This window comes from Leucobacter sp. 1207-22 (genome assembly GCF_052850455.1).
Map to the genome: position 1 here is coordinate 102,304 of NZ_VXCR01000003.1, position 19,745 is coordinate 122,048.

Annotated in this window: 18 protein-coding genes, 1 tRNA gene and 1 riboswitch; of the genes, 12 read left to right on the top strand and 7 right to left on the bottom strand. The window is 62.1% G+C overall.

What is annotated here, in order from left to right; all coding sequences use genetic code 11:
* Nucleotides 1-38 precede the first annotated feature (38 nt).
* Together FW756_RS06235 and FW756_RS06240 are read right to left on the bottom strand one after the other, a co-directional pair.
* The gene (locus FW756_RS06235; RefSeq protein WP_446429661.1) at nt 39-791 is read right to left on the bottom strand and encodes an SGNH/GDSL hydrolase family protein; all 753 of its coding nucleotides are present in this window, start codon (nt 789-791) and stop codon (nt 39-41) included.
* Between the two features lie 16 nt (nt 792-807).
* Nucleotides 808-1,581: a FadR/GntR family transcriptional regulator gene (locus FW756_RS06240; protein WP_446429301.1), complete on the bottom strand. Its 774-nt coding sequence runs from the start codon at nt 1,579-1,581 to the stop codon at nt 808-810.
* Nucleotides 1,582-1,736: 155 nt separating this feature from the next.
* Between FW756_RS06240 and FW756_RS06245 the strand changes: the two genes are divergently transcribed.
* The 5 genes from FW756_RS06245 to FW756_RS06265 all read left to right on the top strand — a co-directional run bounded on the left by FW756_RS06245 (nt 1,737) and on the right by FW756_RS06265 (nt 6,810).
* Nucleotides 1,737-2,291, top strand: coding sequence for a YbhB/YbcL family Raf kinase inhibitor-like protein (locus FW756_RS06245; protein ID WP_446429302.1), 555 nt, complete (start codon nt 1,737-1,739; stop codon nt 2,289-2,291).
* Nucleotides 2,292-2,401: 110 nt separating this feature from the next.
* Nucleotides 2,402-3,472, top strand: a complete 1,071-nt coding sequence (gene hisC, locus FW756_RS06250; protein WP_446429303.1) for a histidinol-phosphate transaminase — start codon at nt 2,402-2,404, stop codon at nt 3,470-3,472.
* A 333-nt stretch (nt 3,473-3,805) separates the two neighbouring features.
* Nucleotides 3,806-4,825, top strand: a complete 1,020-nt coding sequence (locus tag FW756_RS06255; protein ID WP_446429304.1) for an ABC transporter substrate-binding protein — start codon at nt 3,806-3,808, stop codon at nt 4,823-4,825.
* 180 nt (nt 4,826-5,005) lie between these two features.
* Nucleotides 5,006-6,013, top strand: coding sequence for an ABC transporter permease (locus FW756_RS06260; RefSeq protein ID WP_446429305.1), 1,008 nt, complete (start codon nt 5,006-5,008; stop codon nt 6,011-6,013).
* A 5-nt stretch (nt 6,014-6,018) separates the two neighbouring features.
* The gene (locus tag FW756_RS06265; protein WP_446429306.1) at nt 6,019-6,810 is read left to right on the top strand and encodes an ABC transporter ATP-binding protein; all 792 of its coding nucleotides are present in this window, start codon (nt 6,019-6,021) and stop codon (nt 6,808-6,810) included.
* Nucleotides 6,811-6,919: 109 nt separating this feature from the next.
* Here FW756_RS06265 and FW756_RS06270 read toward each other — a convergent pair whose 3' ends face one another.
* The 3 genes from FW756_RS06270 to FW756_RS06280 are packed head-to-tail and all read right to left on the bottom strand — an operon-like array spanning nt 6,920 to nt 9,626.
* Nucleotides 6,920-7,801 carry an ABC transporter ATP-binding protein gene (locus FW756_RS06270; protein ID WP_446429307.1) on the bottom strand — a complete coding sequence of 294 codons (882 nt, stop codon included), beginning with the start codon at nt 7,799-7,801 and terminating at the stop codon, nt 6,920-6,922.
* Nucleotides 7,798-8,559: an ABC transporter permease gene (locus FW756_RS06275; protein ID WP_446429308.1), complete on the bottom strand. Its 762-nt coding sequence runs from the start codon at nt 8,557-8,559 to the stop codon at nt 7,798-7,800. Before FW756_RS06275 ends, FW756_RS06270 begins: the two co-directional genes overlap by 4 nt.
* A 20-nt stretch (nt 8,560-8,579) precedes the next feature.
* Nucleotides 8,580-9,626, bottom strand: coding sequence for an ABC transporter substrate-binding protein (locus FW756_RS06280; RefSeq protein WP_446429309.1), 1,047 nt, complete (start codon nt 9,624-9,626; stop codon nt 8,580-8,582).
* A 32-nt stretch (nt 9,627-9,658) separates the two neighbouring features.
* Nucleotides 9,659-9,768, bottom strand: a riboswitch (TPP riboswitch).
* A gap of 88 nt (nt 9,769-9,856) precedes the next feature.
* Here FW756_RS06280 and FW756_RS06285 point away from each other — a divergent pair.
* The 3 genes from FW756_RS06285 to FW756_RS06295 all read left to right on the top strand — a co-directional run bounded on the left by FW756_RS06285 (nt 9,857) and on the right by FW756_RS06295 (nt 15,622).
* On the top strand, nt 9,857-10,540 hold the full coding sequence (locus tag FW756_RS06285; protein ID WP_446429310.1) for a YkoF family thiamine/hydroxymethylpyrimidine-binding protein: 684 nt from the start codon (nt 9,857-9,859) through the stop codon (nt 10,538-10,540).
* 30 nt (nt 10,541-10,570) lie between these two features.
* The gene (locus tag FW756_RS06290) at nt 10,571-11,914 is read left to right on the top strand and encodes an NtaA/DmoA family FMN-dependent monooxygenase (protein WP_446429311.1); all 1,344 of its coding nucleotides are present in this window, start codon (nt 10,571-10,573) and stop codon (nt 11,912-11,914) included.
* Between the two features lie 66 nt (nt 11,915-11,980).
* Entirely contained in the window at nt 11,981-15,622 is a 3,642-nt protein-coding gene (locus tag FW756_RS06295; protein ID WP_446429312.1) for a proline dehydrogenase family protein, read from the top strand.
* 32 nt (nt 15,623-15,654) lie between these two features.
* Here FW756_RS06295 and FW756_RS06300 read toward each other — a convergent pair whose 3' ends face one another.
* A complete protein-coding gene (locus FW756_RS06300; RefSeq protein ID WP_446429313.1) occupies nt 15,655-16,026 on the bottom strand; it encodes a winged helix-turn-helix transcriptional regulator in 372 nt (123 codons plus the stop codon).
* A 152-nt stretch (nt 16,027-16,178) separates the two neighbouring features.
* On the opposite strand from FW756_RS06300, the gene FW756_RS06305 reads away from it, so the two are divergent.
* The gene (locus FW756_RS06305) at nt 16,179-16,844 is read left to right on the top strand and encodes an NADPH-dependent F420 reductase (RefSeq protein ID WP_446429314.1); all 666 of its coding nucleotides are present in this window, start codon (nt 16,179-16,181) and stop codon (nt 16,842-16,844) included.
* A 55-nt stretch (nt 16,845-16,899) separates the two neighbouring features.
* Nucleotides 16,900-17,943 carry an LLM class flavin-dependent oxidoreductase gene (locus FW756_RS06310; protein ID WP_446429315.1) on the top strand — a complete coding sequence of 348 codons (1,044 nt, stop codon included), beginning with the start codon at nt 16,900-16,902 and terminating at the stop codon, nt 17,941-17,943.
* Between the two features lie 122 nt (nt 17,944-18,065).
* Here FW756_RS06310 and FW756_RS06315 read toward each other — a convergent pair whose 3' ends face one another.
* The gene (locus FW756_RS06315) at nt 18,066-18,713 is read right to left on the bottom strand and encodes a lipase (protein ID WP_446429316.1); all 648 of its coding nucleotides are present in this window, start codon (nt 18,711-18,713) and stop codon (nt 18,066-18,068) included.
* A 197-nt stretch (nt 18,714-18,910) separates the two neighbouring features.
* On the opposite strand from FW756_RS06315, the gene FW756_RS06320 reads away from it, so the two are divergent.
* Nucleotides 18,911-18,998 (top strand) — tRNA-Ser (locus FW756_RS06320).
* 126 nt (nt 18,999-19,124) lie between these two features.
* Nucleotides 19,125-19,697, top strand: coding sequence for a GNAT family N-acetyltransferase (locus tag FW756_RS06325; RefSeq protein ID WP_446429317.1), 573 nt, complete (start codon nt 19,125-19,127; stop codon nt 19,695-19,697).
* The last annotated feature ends 48 nt before the right edge of the window (nt 19,698-19,745 follow it).

The following is a 19,745-nucleotide window of genomic DNA, read 5'->3' on the forward strand; positions in this document are numbered from 1 at the left end:
GCTGCAGCCCTCAGCCGCAGCCCAGCCAGATCCCGGGGCTACACCCGCGGAAACACGCGCACCCAGCCGGGATACTTCGCTGTGCGGCCATCGCCGCTCGATTTCCCGGTGAGGCGTCGTTTGATCCAGGGGGCCACATGCTGCCGGGCGTATGCGAGTTCCTCGCGGAACGAGGGCTTTGGAATCGGATCCGCATCAATGACCCAGTCGGCTGGCGCGTCGTGGCCGAGCGTACGCAAGACATTCGTGGCGACGCGATGATGTCCGACAGGTGCGAGATGCAGGCGGTCATGAGACCAGTACTGACGCTGAGCGAGTGTGGGGTCAGACCAGTTGTCGGTGTATTTCAGGCCCAGGTCGGCGGCGGTGACACCAGCGGCGGCGACGAGTTCGGAACCCTTTGCGCTGATCCGCGACCCACTTGGCAGGCCGCCGGTGGGATTCGCGCCCGCGAGTAACAGCGGTTCCGCGCCGGATTCCTGAATGCGGCGCAACGCAGCATCAGTCTGTGCAATCACCGATGCAAGATCGGTGCCCGGACGCAACATGTCGTTGCCGCCACCGTTGAAACTCACGAGCGTTGGCTTGAGCGCGAGGGCTGGCGCCAGCTGTTCAGCGATGATGGGGCCGAGCAGCCGACCGCGGATCGCCAGGTTCGCGTACTCAATCGGCTCACCCGTTGCGTCGGCGAGACCCTGAGCGACGAGGTCGGCCCAACCTCGCACTGATCCATCTGGACGTTCGTCGCCGACGCCCTCAGTGAAACTATCGCCAATGGCGACGTAGCGGATCACGCCAACTCCCTACTTAGACGTTCTGTGCGTCGCGTGCCTGATCGATACGCTGCTGTGCCTCTGGGCTGCGTACGAGCGGGGGAACGATCTCGTTCTGCTCGTTCACAATGACGACGTCGTGATCGACATGCTCGACCATCGCGTGCACGGCGTCAATGAAGTCGCGGCGGCGGATCGCGTCCAATACACGTGCGTGGTCCTGTTCCATTTCGGCGCCCGTAGCAACGTTTGCGAGACGCCCGCGGTGCTCGGGGGTGCGAAGCTGGTCGTTGATGCCTGCGTAGAGCGAGGAGAGCAAACGGTTCTTCGCAGCATCAAAGATGAGCTGGTGGAACTTGCTGCTAAACGCGGTGGTGTCTGAACCGTCGATCATGCCGAGGACTGGGCAGCGGGTGCAACCCATTTCTTCCTTCGCAGCTTCTTCGAGCGCGACGATGTCTTCCTCGGTGCGCTGCAGGGCGGCCTGCTGCGCGGCCTCGATTTCTAGTGCGCGACGGTAGCTCAGGATCTCCTCAAGGGTGAAGTCATTGAGGAACTCGTTGAGCAACGAGCTCGTCGGGGTCGCCGAACGCACAAATGTGCCTCGCCCCGGAGCGGTCTCGAGCATGCCGACGCTCGCCAGTGAGCGCACAGCCTCTCGCACGGTTGAACGGCCGACGCCCATCTCTTCAGCGAGCTCAGGCTCGATGGGAATTCGGCTGCCGACTGGCCAAGTTCCGGTGGTGATTTGGCGTCGAAGGTACGCAAGTGCGCCGCGCGCACGTTCTGATCCCATTGTGGAAGCCATTGCTTCGCCTCCTTGTACTCACGACTGCTCGTGATTGACGCTGGTGTGACTGGCTTCGAATCGGTTCGCTCTCGCGAGGAAGCGCAGTATGAGTCAGTATAGTTGTGACCCCTTCCGGCGAGGTGGCCGGAGTCGGACGGAATTCGGAGAGTCAGATGTCTCAGGTTGCTAGTCGCGGTCCCGCGAACCCATATGCGCTCATGCGTCAGGTGCCAGAATTTACGTTGACGAGCGCGACGATCCAGGCTGGCGAGCCCATGCCCGCTGAGTTGTACGCAGAATATGCGGGCGGATCAAACCAGTCGCCGCAGCTCTCGTGGTCGGACGTGCCAGAGGGGACGCAGAGTTTCGCGATTACTGCTTATGACCCGGATGCGCCAACCGGTTCTGGCTTCTGGCACTGGGCCGTGGCGAATATCCCGGCTGATGTGCGTGAACTTCAGGTGAACGCGGGTGCGCTCGGGGGAGCCGGTCTCCCTACAGGTGCTTATATGCTGCGGAATGAGAAGGGTGAACCAGCGTTCACGGGTGCCGCACCGCCCGAGCACACTGGCGTGCATCACTACTGGTTTGTGGTGCACGCACTGAACGTTGCTCACATCGACGTACCGGCAGACGTTACTCCGGCTGTTCAAGGCTTCATGATGCGTGATGCAGTCATTGGCCGCGCGATTCTTGTCGCCACGGGGGAGTACGGACAGGCTGTGTAAAACTCGGTCACGCGACTTCGCGAGGGGAACAGGGGAGTAGCCTGGCTGCAACGCCAAACTCTTCCGTTCAGTGCTTCGGCACTGACGTTCTCCTGCGAAAGCGAGCGACCATGTCACTGCCCTCACGCCCCGGTCTCGAACACGTTGCTGCGTACCGTCCCGGTAAGCCTGCACCCGTCGGGCCCGATGGGCTGAGCGCAAAGCTGTCGTCAAACGAGAACCCATACGACCCGCTGCCTTCGGTGGCCGCGCGCGTGCAGGCGTGCCTGCCCGCTGCAATCAACCGCTACCCAGATCATGGTGCCGTTGCAATCGGTGAGGCTGTCGCAGCTCGCTTTGGCGTGAAGTACGAGAACGTGGTGTTCGGGTCGGGTTCTGTCGAGGTCGCCGGTCAGATTATCCACGCGGTGACGGGGCCTGGCGACGAGGTGATGTTTGCGTGGCGGTCCTTTGAGGCGTATCCGATTCTTGTGCGGGTGGCTGGTGCGGTGCCCGTTGAGGTGCCGCTTGATGCGCATGCTCGTCACGACCTTGCGGCCATGGCTGACGCCATCACCGATCGCACCCGCTTGATCTTTGTCTGCAACCCCAATAACCCGACTGGCACTGTGGTGGATCGCGCAGACTTTGAGCGACTCCTTGCGCGCGTTCCCGAGAATGTGGTCGTCGTGGTCGATGAGGCGTACACGCACTTCGACCGCGGTGCGGAGTCGCCTCGTGGCATTGAGTATTTCGGAAAGTTCCCGAATGTCGTTGTGCTGCACACGTTCTCAAAGGCATACGGACTTGCGGGCCTTCGTGTTGGGTATGCGATTGCTCCAGTTGCGCTCGCAGACGACCTGCGCAAGGTTTCGATTCCATTCGCGGTCTCTGCACTCGCCCAAGAGGGGGCCCTTGCATCGCTGGAAGCGGAAGGTGAACTGCAAGAGCGCGTCGATCAACTGGTTGCTGAGCGTGAACGAATGGAGGCGAAGCTCGCAGACCTCGGGGTCGCCTGTGTTCCGTCGCAGGCCAACTTTGTCTGGCTGCCCGCGAACGAACGGAGCGACGAACTCGCCGAACTGTTCGCAGCGCGTGGGATCTCAGTTCGGTATTTCCCTGGCGACGGTATGCGCATTTCGATCGGCCTTCCCGCAGAGAATGATGCCGTGCTCGAAGTTGCTGCGAAGTTTGCTGCCTAGCGTTTGCGCGCAAGCCTCGTGACACAAGCGCGTGCCAACATTGCTTAACGCTCGCAAAAGTGGGCAATATCATTGCTTGCAGGGCTGCGCTCGTCGCAATGTGATTTTGTGACCGTTCTCGCATCACAAAACGACAACCGTTTCACAAACGGTCGATCAGGCATTTGAAACCGCAGTGAGTTCGCACATACGATGCTTCTAGCGGTGGCGACAGTCCTGCGGTCCGAGACGTGCGCAATGGCGGCATGTGCTGGTCCCGTTGGGAGCAGAGTTGTGACCGCCCAGCCACGAGATTTCCCGTGGTGTTGACTAACCCCGTAAGGATCCACACCTATGCGACAGACCTCATTCTCCCGTCGCGCGCTCGCAGTAGTCGGCCTGACTGCTGCTGCCGCCCTCACCCTCAGCGGCTGCTCGAGCACCGACAAGGGCTCAGAAGCTAACGCAGACGTTGTCACGGTTGGCATTAGCCAGTTTGTGCAGCACCCTGCGCTTGACTCGGCGACTGCTGGTTTTAAGGAGGCCTTCAAGGAGGCTGGCTACGTCGAGGGTGAGACCGTCATCTTTGACGAGCAGAACGCGCAGGCTGAGGTTCCCACCGCGGGCACCATCGCTGAAAGCTTCGCTGGCAACAAAGACATTGATCTCGTGCTTGCAGTGGCGACCCCTTCAGCTCAGGCAGCAGCAAACTCGATCACCGAGGTTCCCGTGCTCTTCACCGCGGTCACTGACGGCGTCGAGGCACAGCTCGTTGCGTCGAACGACGCTCCTGGTGCAAACGTCACCGGTACCAGCGATGCTGTTCCCGAAGAAGCGCTTGAGCAGCAGTTCCAGCTCCTCAAGGAGATCAGCCCCGACGCAAAGACCGTCGGCATTGTCTACGCATCGGGCGAGGTCAACTCTGAGGTCCAGGTGAAGAACGCGACCGAGGTTGCGAAGAAGCACGGCCTCGAGATCAAGACGTCGACCGTCACCTCTATTGCAGACGTTCCCTCAGCAGCAGAGGCGCTTGGCAAGGTTGACGCGTTCTACGTCCCCACCGACAACGTTGTGGTTGCTGGCATCGCATCGCTCGTGAAGGTTGCAGAAACCAACAAGGTTCCCGTGATTGCTGCTGAGGCAGGCACCGTCGAGGGTGGCGCACTCGCAACCATCGGCATCGACTACTTCGCACTCGGCAAGCAGACCGGCGAGATGGCAGTGAAGATCCTCAAGGGCGAAGCGGATCCCGCAACCATGCCAGTTGAGTTTGCTGACACCCTTGCAAGCACCTACAACTCGGCGGCTGCAAAGGCTATGGGCGTTGAGCTCCCCGCGTCGATCACCGCTGACGGAACAGACGTCGCAAAGTAATACTGCTGACATCAGCGGTAAGTGGTGAGCGCAAGCTCATCTCTGGGTACCGGCCATCGTTTCACGCGATTGGCCGGTACCCTTATTTACTAAACATGCTTGGCGCCGCACAGCTTGCTGTGGCCGTCGAACGAAGAAGCCCGTTTCCGCACGGGACAACACAATGAATAGGACAACCGCATGATCGGTGCGCTCGAACTCGGCCTGCTCTACGGAGTGATGGCACTCGGGGTCTACTTGACCTTCCGTGTGCTGAATTTCCCTGACCTCACCGTTGACGGTAGCTTTACCACCGGTGGTGCGACGGCGGCCTCGATGATCGTGCTCGGTTTTAACCCCGTGCTCGCGACCGCAGCTGGTTTCGGTGTTGGCCTCATCGCGGGTGCAATTACCGGCCTGCTCCACACCAAGGGCAAGATTGATGGTCTGCTCGCCGGTATCCTTACCATGATTGGCCTGTGGTCGATCAATCTGCGGATCATGGGCACGACGAAGGAAGGCGTTGCCGGAACCTCAAACGTTCCGCTGCTGCGCGCCGACACCGTCTTCACCCCCATCGATAACGCTGGCCTCGGCAAGAGCTGGTGGAGTGTCCTCATCATCTTCGCTGGTGTCTTCATCGTGAAGCTCATTGTTGATTGGTTCCTGTCGACGAACCTCGGACTCGCGGTTCAGGCGACCGGCGACAACGGCCCCATGATCTCAAGCTTTGGTGTCAGCACTGACGGCACGAAGATCCTCACGCTTTCTCTCTCGAACGGCCTCGTCGGACTCTGCGGCGCACTCGTCGCCCAGTACCAGGGCTTTGCTGACATCAGCATGGGCGTTGGCCTCATTCTGATCGGCCTTGCGTCGGTGATTCTCGGTCAGGCGATCTTCGGACAGCGCTTCATTTGGGTCGCGACGTTCGCCGTCATCTTTGGTGCGGTGCTCTACCGCATGATCATCTTCTTGGCGCTCAAGGCTGGCCTTGACCCCAACGACATGAAGCTCGTCACGGCACTGCTCGTTATTGCCGCACTGCTGCTGCCGCGCTGGGGCTTCCTCAAGAAGGTGCCGTCGCTGTGGAGTCGAGGCGGCAAGGTCGTCTCAGCTGAGGATCGCGACACCGCTCTCTTCGATGACTCGACGCCATCGACAACAGAGAACATCAAAATCGACGCTGCAAACGCGAATGCGAAGGGCTAATCGACATGCTGCAGATTGAACGCATCTCAAAGACCTTCTTCCCCGGCACCGTCAACGAGCGCCGTGCGCTCAACGAGATCAGCCTGACGCTTGCTGAGGGCGATTTCGTCACGATCATTGGCTCGAACGGTGCGGGTAAGTCCACGCTGCTCAACGCCATTTCAGGTCGCTACTCGGTTGATTCTGGCACCATCGACATCGCTGGAAACCGCGTCAACAAGCTCAAAGAGCACCAGCGTGCGAAGTACGTTGGTCGCGTATTCCAGGACCCGATGGCTGGCACTGCCCCTGACCTGACGATCGAACAGAATCTTGCCCTGGCTGTGCGCCGAGGCAAGAGCCGTGGTCTTGGCCCGGCATTGACGCGTGGCCAGCGCGAGCGCTTCCGCGAAGAACTCACGTCACTCGAGCTTGGCCTTGAGCATCGTCTCACTGCCAAGGTTGGCCTGCTTTCGGGCGGCCAACGACAGGCACTCTCGCTCCTGATGGCGGGCTTCACCAGCCCAGAGATTCTGTTGCTTGATGAGCACACCGCTGCACTCGATCCGCAGCGTGCAGCGCTCGTCACCGATCTCACGGGACGCATCGTCGGCCAGGGTGGTCTCACGACCCTCATGGTGACGCACAACATGGAGCAGGCGCTCACCCTTGGTAACCGTCTCATCATGATGCACGAGGGCCAGATCGTCTTCGAAGCAGACGCTGAACGGAAGAAGACACTGACCGTCGCAGGCCTGCTTGAGGAGTTCTCGAAGATTAAGGGCGCGCAGCTCGACGATCGCGCACTGCTTTCGTAGAACCCGCGCGCTGGGTCCGCACGCTGGAACCATCCGCTGGATCGGCCGCCTGAGGGACCGCCGCATCGCGAAACGGGCTTGTTCATTCGAACAGGCCCGTTTCTTGCGTCTAGCGGGGGCCGTCTGGAGTTGTGTGCGACGCAGCATCTCGGACGTGTACACGTCCGAGCGCGGTCTGCAGCTGGGCTTCGAGTACGGGCACACGAGGGTCAAGCAAGAACCTGTCATCTCGTGGAATGTCTCGTGAGACGGCGACTTCCGCAACGATCCGCGCCCCGATTGCCTCACGCGATTCTGGCATCGTCGTTCCGCCTGATCCGCCTGATCCGCCTGATCCGCCTGATCCGCCTGATCCGCCGCCGAGCACGAGTGCACGGTCAGCAAGCCGCACGGCTTCTCGAATGTCGTGCGTGATGAGCAAGATGCTCCAGCCGTGCTGCTCCCAGATCGTGAGTAGCCAACGCTGCAGGTCGTCGCGCGTGATCGCATCGAGCGCGCCAAAGGGCTCGTCGAGCAAAAGTACGGGCTTTTCTTGGACGACCGTGCGCAAGAAAGACACCCGCTGTCGCATGCCTCCCGAGAGCTGGCGGGGAAAACGGTGTTCACTTCCGGTGAGTCCGAACGGTGGGAAGAGCGCCGCGGCGCGTTGCCGAGCCTCACGCTTGGGGATCCCCGCGACTTCGAGCCCAATGCACGCGTTATCGACCATATTGCGCCACGGAAGAAGCACGTCTCTCTGCGGCATGGAAGCGAATGGGCGAAGCGCCCCCATTGCGGCTGGGTCAATCACAGTGCCGCCATATCGGATCTCACCCGAACCTGCACGCACTGCACCAGTGAGGAGCGATAGCAGCGTCGACTTTCCACTTCCGCTCGCACCGACGAGCGCCACAATTTCGCCAGGGGCGACGCTCAGGTGCAGATCTTCAAGCACCCGGTGCGAGCCAAACCCAGCCGAAATACCATCAAGCTCAAGTAGCTGTGCGCTCACGCGACTTTCCCCCGTTCGACTCTGAGCCACGGCACGGTGATCCGCTCGATCAGCATGACCGCCCCGTAAAGCGTCAGCGTCAGCACCGAACTCATCGTCACGGCTGCAAGTACCAGGTCAGTGCGGAACACATGCTTCGCCGACTGCATGTACACACCGAGCCCAGCGATTGCGCCAGCGTACTCAGCGAAGATCGTTCCGACGACGGCGTACGTAATCGAGATGCGCAATGCGGAGAAGAACGATGGAATGCTCGCGGGCAGACGGATCAAACGAAACACCTGCCACTTTCCTGCCCCCATCGAGCGCAGTAGTGCTTCGGCCTCAGGGTCCGCTTCCGCGAAGCCTCGCAACAGTCCAACCACCATGGGAAAGAATGTCACGAACGCGACGAGGAGCACCTTTGGCAAGAGTCCGAACCCGAACCAGAGCACGACGAGTGGCGCGAGTGCGATCAGGGGGAGCGTCTGGCTGACGACAAGAATCGGGAGGATCGCCCGTCGCAGGAGAAGCGAAAAATCGAGCAGGGCTGCCGCAAGAAACGCGACAACCACCGAAAGGCTAAAGCCAACGACCGTTGCAGTCAGCGTCGGAATGAGGTGTCGTACGAGGGCATCGCGCTCGGTGAAGCCTGCTTCAGCGATGCGCGTGGGGGATGGCAGCATTTCTTGCGGTACGAGTCCGCCTTGTGAAGATGCCTGCCACACCCCGAGCAGTACACCGCACGCGAGCGCGGGCGGCAGCACAAGGGCTGCCACCCGCGCACCTCGTGACTGGCTCACTTCAGCAGTTCGTCGGTGTAGTAGGTGCTCCAGTCGGGTTCAACGGTGACTGGCTTTCCCTGAGCATCAGCCAAGAAGCCGCCCTCGAAGAGGAAGCTGCCAAAGTTGTTCCACGCCTCGGGGTTTGCCGCGCCAATCGCATGCCCCTCCTGCACGAGGTAGCCGTCTTCAGCCATGAGCTTGGCGCTGCGCTGCACGAGTTCGCGAGCTGTGCCCAAGGTGTCGGGGTTTGCGTCGATAAGAATCTCAGCGGCCTGCTCGGGGTGATCAGCAGCGAACTGGTAGCCCTTCGCGACCGCGTTCACAAACGCTCGGGCCTCATCGGGGTGCGCTGCGAGGTACGCGTCGCTCGAAATGATTCCGGTTGACTGCTGCTCAGGCACGCCGAAGTCTTGGTAACGCCATGCCTGGTAGGGGTGACCGTCAATGTCATTTTGCAGGTTCTCCCAGGTCGCAACCGACAGCGTGAAGTCGATGCGGCCCTGCGACAGGGCTTCGTATGCGCCCGTGTCGAGCACGACCTCTTCAAAGGTTCCGGTACCCCCGTCGCCCTGGATCGTTGATTTGGCGAGCGCAGGGAAGAGTGGCGCACCAAAGCCACCGAAGATCTTGCCATCGAGGTCCTTCGGGCGAGTGATGTCTTCACGACTGTTCAGCGCGACCAGGCGCCCCGTATCAGTCTGGGTGACTCGATAGACCGAGATGACATCAAGCCCGGAGGTGCGAGCCATCTGCACGCCTGACTGCCCGCCAATCCCAAAGTCTGCCTCGCCTGCCGACACCAGCTGGGTGGATGATGTCGAGCCATACGGCAGAATCTCGACGTCGAGCCCGGCGTCTGCGAAGTACCCCTCAGCCTCAGCGACATAGACGCCGATGTGGTTGGTGTTCGGCGCCCAGTCGAGTGCGAAGGTGACAGATTTCTCTGCTTCGCCAGCAGCATCCGGGGTGCTAGTACTGCAGCCAGCGAGTGCCAAGGCTGCCGCGGCGAGTGCAGCCGTTGCTGCGATCGCGCGGCCAAAGGTATGTGGGTGATGACGCATGTGCGTGCCCTTTCAGTGTTCACTGGGCACGGGTATGTAGAAGAGTGTCTCCCTGCGCTGGCATGATCCAGATCAGGTTCGACGGTCGAAGGTTGATGACCTTCCTCTCAGCCCGGCCTACCGGACTCCCGTGTGAGCTTCACCGTAACAGAATCCGCATACCCGCGTTGGTTCGTGCCAGAGAGGGCTGCACGGTAGCGCGGAATTTGCGATCCCCTATGGTTGATCGTGTGACCGCACCAGACGTTGCCCCCGTTGCCCCTGTTGTTCCTGTTCAGTCGCCTGCGCAGCCGCTCGCGCATGCGGCTGCGCCAGCCCTCGCCCCAGAACAGTACGGCGTCGGTGCGCGATTTACCCTCTCGGTCTATGACTCTGATTACGTGCGCATCATTCTGGGTGCGCTCGCAGACGCAAATCGTGACGGGCTCACCATCGAGACGAACGACATCTCCACCTTCATCGGCGGATCTGAACAGCGTGTGCTTGAGTTCCTGAGTGAGGTCATCGCAAGCGCTGCGAGCACTGGCGTGCACCTATCTGCAACGATTCTGCTGTCGCGCGGATGCCCTGGTGAGCTGACGTGTGCTCTGCCTGCTGGCGTCTCGGCTGTGGGCGCAGCCTCGGTGGTGCTTGCACCCACTGGAGTGCGAGCTCGCGCGCACTGGTCGCTGTACCCGTTGCTTGATGGTGACTCGACTGGCGACCACATGACGCCCATTTATGCGGCGATTGAAGCTGCCAAGCACGCAGGGGTGTATTCGGGCTCGGATCACTTCGCAACACGACTCGATGGTGATCTCGCTGATGTGCTCGCAACCGCAGCAAACGGGTGGATCGGCGTCGGTGCTGTGGTGCAGCACGTCACGACTCACCTCACGGTCTCGCTGAACAGTCCGACCGCGATCGCGGACTGACGAGTTCGACGTCAAACGTAAGGGGAACCAGTGACACAGTCTCAGACCGGTGACGACACCGCCCGTCAGATGCACCTGGTTGCCATGGTGAACCCGCCGACCAGCCAGTACGCAGAGAACTGGCGCAACCCGCTCTCGCGAAATGACTGGCTGAGCGGCAGGTTCTTTGCTGATCTTGCGCGAACGCTTGAGCGCGGCTGCTTCGACATGATGTTCTTCGCTGATGCGCTCGCGGTTCCTGAAGATCGCGCTGGTGAGTTCGCCACGACGCTGCGTACTGCTGGCAAGGGGAGTATCTACTTCGATCCGCTCACCCTCATTTCGCACGTTGCCGCGGCAACGACGCATCTTGGGCTCGGGGCAACGGTGTCGACGAGTTTTGTGCCTCCGTATGCGATTGCGCGGCAGTTGCTTTCGGTAGATCACCTCTCTGGTGGTCGTGTTGCTTGGAACATTGTCACGTCGACGACCAACGCTGAAGCCCGGAACATGGGCCACGAGGCAATTGCCTCGCCCACCGACCGCTACGACCATGCGGATACGGTCGTCGAAACCGTGCGTGAACTGTGGCGGTCATGGGACGCTGATGCGCTCGTGTGTGACCAGACAAGCGGGGAATTTGTGGACGCGGATCGTGTGCACCGCATCCCGGAGGGGTTGCTGTCACGGGGCCCGCTCACCCTCCCGCGGAGCACGCAGCGCGAGCCGGTGCTCATGCAGGCGGGTTCGTCTCCACGCGGCCGAGCGTTCGCAGCGCGCTGGGCAGAGATTGTGTTCGCAATCGGCGACTCTGCTGACCACATGCGTGAGCTGCGGACCGAGCTCCGGGAGCGGGCGCGACTTGACTACGGGCGCGACCCGAATTCCATTCGGGTGTTGCAGGGTGCGCAACCGATCGTTGGCGCGACCGATGCTGCCGCCACCGCGAAGCTCGCCGAGTTGCGGGCGGCCATCGACCTGCCGTCAGCGGTGACGAAGCTTGAGCGGTTGTTACACGCAGATCCGCTGGACGTGACCGCGTCTGCGGTCGAGGTGCTTGATGCACACCGTGGTGCAACCGGAAGCACAGGTTTTGAAGACATGCTGCGTTCGGTGAGTGAACGCCGGTCATTCACCGTCGCTGATCTCGCACTTGAGCAGGCGATGAATCAGTTGCATCCGCAGCTCGTTGGCTCGCCAGCGTCGATCGCTGATGAGCTAGAGCAGCTCTTCCAGACCGAAGCTGCTGACGGCTTCATCATCTTCCCGGCGCTCTATCACGCGTCGTTCGAGGACTTCGTAAACGGTGTCGTCCCCGAACTGCAGCGTCGTGGAGTGTTCAGGAACTCGTATGGTTCCTCAACGCTCCGCGGGACACTTGGGCTGAGTCGCTGAGAACACACAGCGAACATCCGCGTGTTTCACGCCACCCTGTGTCGATTCGAGCTTTAGGGTAAAGACATGGCAGAGCAGGTGTTCCCTTGGGCAGCAAGCGTCCCCACGATAGTGGATCGTGCGGCACAGTGGCGGGATGCAGCGCAGGCGCATGGATCCGCCGACTCAGCTGACTTCAGCTTGCTCGCTGGAATCTCAGGCGACCCGTCACAACGGGAATTCGTCAACCGTCTTGTTGAAGTGCTGTTCGGCACCGAAGACGCGTTTACCGCTGCAACGGGGTTGCGCGATGCGTCACAAAACATGCCTGACTCGATGCCGATGAAGGATCGACTGTTGCTTCGAGCGAGCGGTACCGTGTCGTTCGGTCTGCCGTGGCTCGTGAAGCCGCTCGCCCGTAGACACCTGTTGGGTCGGGCATCGGAGCTCATCGCGCCGGTCCGCATCGCGGTAAACACGAAAGACGGCACAACGAAGTTCACCGGCGTCACCGAGGCGCTGCGCGCGATCTCCGATGAGGGGTGCGCGCCGGTTGTCACGCTGCTCGGCGATGCGATCTCTGGCGACGAAAGCGCTGCGGTGGAGGTCACCCGTCTCACGGCACTCATCGAACATCCTGCAGTGCACCAGGTTGCGATTGATCCCGGCCGCCTCGTTGCGCGATCACGCGGAGGGGAGTGGGCGATCGATGCCGATGCTACCCGCGTCGTTGCAGCACTTGCCCCGCTCGTGCTTGCTGCCGTTGAACACGATGTCACGGTCACGCTTGAGCCGTCTGATCTGGCCTGGGTCCGGTTGCTTCCCACGATTGTGCGCGGCACCCTGAGCGACCCGAATGCCAAACGCCTGCGCTTTGGCGTGCGCCTGCCGAGCGATCTTCCTGAGTCGCGCGAGCTCTACGCAGAGCTGCACTGCTTCGCTCAGACGCACGTCGCGCAGGGCGGAGCCCCGCTCGAGGTGGTCATTGGTCAGTCGCGTTTTGCTCCGCGTGAGCGGATCCGCTCAATTCTCTCCGGCCTCGCCGTGCCAGTGATCGAAGAGCAGCTGGAAGCTGACGCGCAGTTCATGCGCCTCATCGAGCTGGTGCTGCACCCTGGGCGTGCGGCGGTGATTCGCCCCGTGATCGCGACGGAAGAGCCGCGCATTGCTGCGGCGGTGGTCGAGGTCGCCGAGGTGCTGGAGTCGACCGCGCTCTACAGCTTCCGGTTGCGCAGCGGCGTGAGCCCGCAGCTTGCCCAGGCACTCCGCGCCCACGCTGAAGTGCAGGTCGTGCTGCCCCTATTGCCGCGCGACGAGCATGCCGGAGCCGTCGAAACCCTCGTCGGCTACATCGCTGAGTTTGCGGCGGCGGATCTCGACCCAGATCCAGACGCAACATTCATGGAGTCCGCAGGTCTCGCGCAGATGCCTGCACCGACGTCGCATCGCACGCAGCATCGCGCGCGTGAGTGGGATCCGAGCGAGCGTGACAGTGCGCTCTTCTACAAGGCCCCCGATGAGACCACTCGCTTTGATACCGGCGGCCTGACCGCTGCCGTACTCGGACTCAACCAGCAGGAAACGGGCGAGGTCACCCTCGAAGAATTTGGCCCTGCACGCACCATTCCTGCAGTCTCGGCCTCCGGCTTCGCGAACGAACCACTGACGGACGCGAGCGTCACTGCCAACCGGGCCTGGGTACGGGAACTGCTCGTGCGATCCGCGACCCTGGCAGCCGGCTCAGATGCCGTCGACGCAACGATTGCGCTTTCAGCGGCGGATCTCGACCCTGCTGCAGCAGCTCAGGCCGCGCGCGAGGCCGCAGCAATGTGGGCGAGCCAGTCACACTCGATTCGTGCGGTGCGCCTGCGCCGAGCAGCGCTCGCGACCGCGGCCGCACGCGACCGTGTCTTTACCGAGCTTGCCGCTGCGACCGGCGCTCCCGCCCGCGTGCTCGACGCGCAGGTCAACCTCATCATTGACGCCGCAAGGTACGCGGCCCAGCTTGCCGAGGGCCTGCAAGCGATGCGCGGCGCAACCTTCGTACCTGACCGTCTCGTGCTCGTATTTGGTGACGAGCAGGCATCGCTCGGTGTGCAGTGCAGTGCGGTGCTTGCAGCGCTCGCCGCAGGCAGCGGCGTGTTGTGGGCGGTGCCCGCCGAACTCGTGTCCCCTGCACAGGCCTGCGTGGAGGAGTGGGAAGCTGGCGGCCTCACCCCGGGTGCAGTCAGGGTTGTTGGCTTGACGGTCGAAGATACGCTCGCCTCGCTCGGCGCGAGCCCCATGGTCGATCGGGCGGTCGTGTTTGGCCGTCGTTCGCTCGGTCGTTCGCTCGCGCGGCACCGCCCAGACCTACGGGTCGAAGGGCACTTTGTTTCTGGTTCTTCCATGTTGATCACGCCAACTGCCGAGGTTGAACGCGCGGTTGCTGACCTGATTGATTCCGCGTTCCGCTCCGACGGCAGCACCCTAGATTCCATGAACCGCGTGATCTTGCTGGGGAGCATGGGTCGCTCGAAGGTCTTCCGTGAGGGGCTCGCCGAGGCCGTTCGTGCGCTGCGGGTCGGCGACTCCGTGCGACCTGATGGTGGCGCGGATCCGCTTGCGTACGATGTCGGGCCGCTTCCAGCGCCGCCGTCTGCGGCTGGTCTGCGCGCACTGACGGAACTTGGCCGTGGTGAAGAGTGGCTCGTGCAGCCGCGCATGCTGAGCGAAGACGGCAGGCTGTGGAGCCCCGGCGTTCGGATGGGCGTATCGGCGAAGTCGCAGTTCTGGGATGACGCCGTTGGCATGCCAGTGGTTGGTCTCACCCACAGCGCTATGCTGTCTGACGCGATTGCACAGCAGAACGCGCTCGGCACCGGCGCTGCGGCTGGCCTGCAGTCGTGGGACGAGCGGGAGATCGAGACCTGGCTCGAAGACGTGAGCGCCGCGACACTGATGGTGAACAAGCCACTCGGCTCGCAGCTCATTGAGCGCCAACCGCGTGGCGGTTGGGACGACGCCGTGATGGGTCTGCCAGCACTGAGCGGCGGCCCGCACTGGCTCGTCGGGCAGGGGTCGTGGACGCGTCGCCGTGGCACCCGCAGCGACACCCTGCATCTGCGCGGGCTCGATCCTGAAATCGGTCGTCTCATCGAGATGCTCCAGGGTGACATCGCGTATGAGGAGTTCGATGAGCTTCGGCGTGCTGCCCTCGACGACCAGCTCACCTGGCGCACCGATCTTGGTGCTGTGCACGACGAGATCGGGCTCGGTATTGAACGCAACGTGCGCCGTGCATGGCCTGTTGCCGTGCAGGTGCGCCTAGCACAGGGTGGTTCCGTCGTTGGCCTCGCTCGTGTGCTCGTGGCTGCCTTCTTGACGCGTGCCCCCATCGAGGTGTCAACCGGCGAGGTGTTGCCGCCAGAGCTCACTGCGTTCTTGGGCGCTCAGCAGATCGACGTTTCCCGTGAAACTGATGACGACTGGCTTGCGCGCATTGCTGTCACTGGTCCGACTGCTGGTGAGGGGATTGTGGCGGATCGAGTTCGACTCATCGGAGGCGACCGTGTTCGCGTCGCAGAGTGGATGGGTGGTCTCGACCGCGCAGCACTCTGGGCCGAGCCAGTGACGATGGCCGGGCCGGTGGAGATGCTCGTGTTTCTGCGGGAGCAGTCGATTTCGGCTCGCGCCGAACGTCACGGACTCGCCTACGAGGTGCCTGGGCTCGACGAGCTGCTGGGCTAGAAAGCGCGCTACGCGGCGCGTTAGGAAGCGAGCTACGCAGCCGAGGTGACGGGCGTGACGTTTCGCGTGAGTGCTTCGGTGTGCTCACGACTCCAGTTCACGAGCGGGTGCAGTAGCGAGATGAGCTGCAGACCTGACTTCGTGAGCGTGTAAGTGATGGTCACGGGTGTGGTTGGCTGCACCTCGCGCAGTATGAGCCCTTCGCCTTCGAGCTCCTTCAGGCGTGCAGAAAGCAAGCGGTCAGAGATGCCGTTGATGAGGTGCTGGTATTCAGAGAAGCGCCGTGCACCGCGTGCGCCTGCGAGCAGGATCGCCGCATTCCACTTGCGACCTGCGAGCTCTGCTGCCGACTGAAAACGACGGCATTCTTCTTCGTTGATGTGCATCATGGTGTTCTCGGTCACGTCCAGCTCCTAACTATTAGTAAGTAGCTTACGTGACGTTCGCGCTTTTGTGAAGGCTGGGTCATTCTGGAGTGAGTCGTCAGCACCACTGACGACATAGACCGCTCGGCGAAGCCGAGCGAATGGTTCACAGACACGACGGAGCGTGAAACATGCAGCACAAGATCGGTATTCTCGGAGCGGGGCGCGTAGGCGCTGCCATTGCCAGGGTTGCGGTCGCCGCTGGGTACGATGTTGCGATTGCATCTTCCGGGTCGGCCGCCGACCTTGAGTTGCTTGCAGAGCTCGTGACCCCGGGTGCACGTGCCATGGACGCTCACGGAGCTGCGGAGCACGGCGACATCGTCGTCGTCGCTGTTCCGCTGCACAAGTACACGAGTGTGGATCCAGCGGCCCTACACGGCAAGATCGTTGTCGACGCGATGAACTACTGGGAACCCACCGACGGATCGCTCCCCGCCTTCGCCGCGGCTCACAGTGCAGGAGGAGCGGGCACGAGCTCGGTGGTCCATGAGCACTTCAGCGGATCCGCGCTCGTGAAAACCCTCAACCACATCGGCTATCACGACATCGAACTCGACGCGCGACCAGATGCGCCAACGGGCGACCCCGTGCGCAGGGCACTCGGCGTCGCGGGCGATGACGCAGGAGCTGTCAGTGCGGTCGCGAGCTTCATCGACGCGATTGGCTTCGACGCGGTGCCAACAGGGCCGCTCGCATCTGGGGTCTTGTTCGAGCCGGGATCGCCGCTCTTTGGCGCGCGTCATACGGGCCCAGAGATCCGCGCACAGGCCGATGATCTCTGTGCTGTGCACTGACCCCACACGCTCGGTGCAGCAAGCTCAACAACTCACTTCATACCGGGAGAACACCATGCAGATAGGCGCCTACAGTTTTGGCGACACCCAATTCACTGCCGATGGCGAGCAGGCTGACACCGCGGGTGCGATCCGCAATCTGTTCGATGCCATCGTGCATGCCGACAGCGTCGGACTCGACTACTTCGCGATCGGCGAGCACCACACGATGAGCATGCCAGCGTCATCGCCCGGCACGCTTATTGCGGCCGCCGCCGCCGCGACCAAGCAGATCATTCTTGGCAGCGGTGCGAGCATCATCAGCACGGACGACCCGGTGCGCGTGTACCAGCAGTTTGCGACCGCAGACGCGATCTCAGGCGGCGGACGTGTGGAGATCACTGCAGGGCGCGGATCCTCCGTCGAGACGTTCCCGCTCTTTGGCTACGACCTGGGAGACTACGACCGCCTGTACTCGGAAAAGCTCGACCTGCTGCTGAAGATCAACGAGAGCGAAGACGGGTACGTGTCCTGGCGCGGATCGGTGCGCCCGGAGCTCGATCACCTTGCCGTCGTCCCGCGGCCTGCATCGGGACGCCTCCCGATCTGGCTTGCGACAGGTGGCAACGCGCAGTCGTCAGCTCGGGCCGGTCGCCTTGGCATCCCCGTGGCGTACGGCATTATCGGCGGCGAACCGCACCGATTCGCGCCGCTTGCGAATCTCTACCGGAAGTCAGCCGAACAGGCTGGGCATGCGGGCGACCAGCTGCAGGTATCGGTCGGAGCCCTCGGCCTGATCGCGCCGACCAAGCAGGAAGCGCTGGATCGCTTCTACCCGGGTTGGCACAACCTGACGGTTGAAATGGGCAAGCTTCGAGGTTGGCCACCACAGCCGCGAAGTGCATTCGAGGCGCAGACTGGTCCGCTTGGCGGGTTCTACGTCGGCGCACCAGATGAGATCGCGGACCGCATCGTGGCGCTACACGGTCACATGGGCCACACGCGTCACTTCCTGCAGATGGATGTGGGTGGACTCCCGCAAGAGCACTTTATTGAGTCGCTGACGCTGCTTGCGACAGAAGTGGCACCGCGGGTGAAGAGGCTTCTCGCGAAAAAGTAATGCGGGTCGCGAGGGGAAAAAGAACGAGCCGCTCGGTTGGTGATGGCCGAGCGGCTCGTTTGCGTCTGCGTGCGTCCCGCAGCGACTGTGAACGCGTGCGTGACGCGTCTTGTTGTCTGGGCTTAGAAGCGCCAGGCGACCGCCTGGAAGCCCGCCGGGGGCTCAGGGGTCCAATTCTCGACCTTGGTGACAAGGCCTGATCCGCCAGGAACGTTCGACTGGATGATCGTGAAGGTGCCGTCGTCATTCACTCCGGTGATGAGCAGGGTGTGCACGCCAGATACCCACGAGGTGGGGGAGTCGATGCTCTCGTACTGGATGACGTCACCGGGCTGGGCATCTGACATGCCGAGGCGAACTGCGTCGCGGTAAGCGCTCACGGGGTCGCTGCCGCCATCCCAGTATGCGTTGCCTGCGAGCAGCCAGCGGCGAGCTGACTGAATGCACTCGCCTGGTGCGCTCCAGCCGGTAGCCCGGCTTGTGCCAATCTCTGACTCAGCGGCTGCAATGGCCTTGTCGACGTCGAAGTTGTGACCGGCGCTGCCGGAAATTGAGGTGAGCTCGAGAATCGAAGGCTGATCCGCCTCGAAATCAAACTGAGTGGTTTCAAACGTCTGAGTTGCAGGGGCTGCTGCGACCGTCGATGTGGGGATCGAAGCGTATTCTGCCGCTTCTGATGCGCCGGTCGTGCCGAAAGCTGGTGCTGCGCAGAGGGAGAAGGTGGTTACCGCGACTACTCCGACAATCAGCGGCTTAAACGGTGAACGCACCTGGTGGTCTCCTCAAGTTTTCGGTCCCCGCGGTCGCGGAAACAACTTGACTAGTATGCGTTACCTTTCTGTGATAATTCAAACTGAAATTTCAAAAAGGCCCGTGAGCAGGTACTTTGTGTTTTCTGTGACGGGCGATGTGCGCTGCTGGTGTGAGTTCAGGTAATGTGGTCTCCTGTTGGTGCACGCACCAGCAAGGAGGATTCGCATAGCGGCCTAGTGCGCACGCCTGGAACGCGTGTTGGGTTAACGCCCTCAGGGGTTCAAATCCCCTATCCTCCGCCACTGGGAAGAGCCCCTCGTTCGAAGTCTGACTTCTGCGAGGGGCTCTTATTGTGTTTGCGCGAGTGACCGCAACGGAAACGGTCCCGTTCTTGAACTACGTGACACCTGGCGAGTAGAAAGAGACGTATGTCTGCATCACCCAAGGCGATCCGAGAGGCCACGACGGCTGATATTCCCGCTGCTGCAGCGACACTGGCTGCTGCGTTTGCCGAGTACCCCTGGACTCGGTGGAGCATCCCAAGCGAGGGATACGAGTCTCGGTTGCGAGAGCTGCAGGCCGTCTATCTCGCGCACGCACTTGAGCACGGCACGGTGCTCGTGAGTGAAGATGTCTCTGGGGTCATTGCGGTGCTTCCTCCTGGCTGTCCCGAGCCGACGGAGGACAAGCAGTCTCGAGTCGCAGAGCTCATGGGGGACAAGCTCATGATGGTCTTCGGAACCGAGTTGCCCGCGCGGCTCCCAGACTCGTGGGACCTCGCGACCATCGGGGTGCATCCCGAGCACGCTGGCAAAGGCTTGGGGAGCGCCCTGCTTCTCGAAGCGCTGTCGCGGATCGCAGCGTCAGAGCATCCGCGAGTATCGCTTGAGACCTCAGCGGCGAGCAACGTTGCCCTCTACAAGCGGCACGGGTTCACCGTGACGCATCACACGCAGATCGCAGACGGTCCAGAGGTGCATACGATGGCCGCCGAACTGTGATGTAGAGACGCCAACGGGATCCTCTTTGGGTGGGGTGAGATCCGCGCC

Bases quoted from the DNA above. Each gene is read 5' to 3' on its own strand.
- FW756_RS06240 (WP_446429301.1), bottom strand. From the start codon at position 1,581: ATGGCTTCCACAATGGGATCAGAACGTGCGCGCGGCGCACTTGCGTAC.
- FW756_RS06245 (WP_446429302.1), top strand. From the start codon at position 1,737: ATGTCTCAGGTTGCTAGTCGCGGTCCCGCGAACCCATATGCGCTCATG.
- hisC (WP_446429303.1), top strand. From the start codon at position 2,402: ATGTCACTGCCCTCACGCCCCGGTCTCGAACACGTTGCTGCGTACCGT.
- FW756_RS06255 (WP_446429304.1), top strand. From the start codon at position 3,806: ATGCGACAGACCTCATTCTCCCGTCGCGCGCTCGCAGTAGTCGGCCTG.
- FW756_RS06260 (WP_446429305.1), top strand. From the start codon at position 5,006: ATGATCGGTGCGCTCGAACTCGGCCTGCTCTACGGAGTGATGGCACTC.
- FW756_RS06265 (WP_446429306.1), top strand. From the start codon at position 6,019: ATGCTGCAGATTGAACGCATCTCAAAGACCTTCTTCCCCGGCACCGTC.
- FW756_RS06280 (WP_446429309.1), bottom strand. From the start codon at position 9,626: ATGCGTCATCACCCACATACCTTTGGCCGCGCGATCGCAGCAACGGCT.
- FW756_RS06295 (WP_446429312.1), top strand. From the start codon at position 11,981: ATGGCAGAGCAGGTGTTCCCTTGGGCAGCAAGCGTCCCCACGATAGTG.
- FW756_RS06305 (WP_446429314.1), top strand. From the start codon at position 16,179: ATGCAGCACAAGATCGGTATTCTCGGAGCGGGGCGCGTAGGCGCTGCC.
- FW756_RS06310 (WP_446429315.1), top strand. From the start codon at position 16,900: ATGCAGATAGGCGCCTACAGTTTTGGCGACACCCAATTCACTGCCGAT.
- FW756_RS06325 (WP_446429317.1), top strand. From the start codon at position 19,125: ATGTCTGCATCACCCAAGGCGATCCGAGAGGCCACGACGGCTGATATT.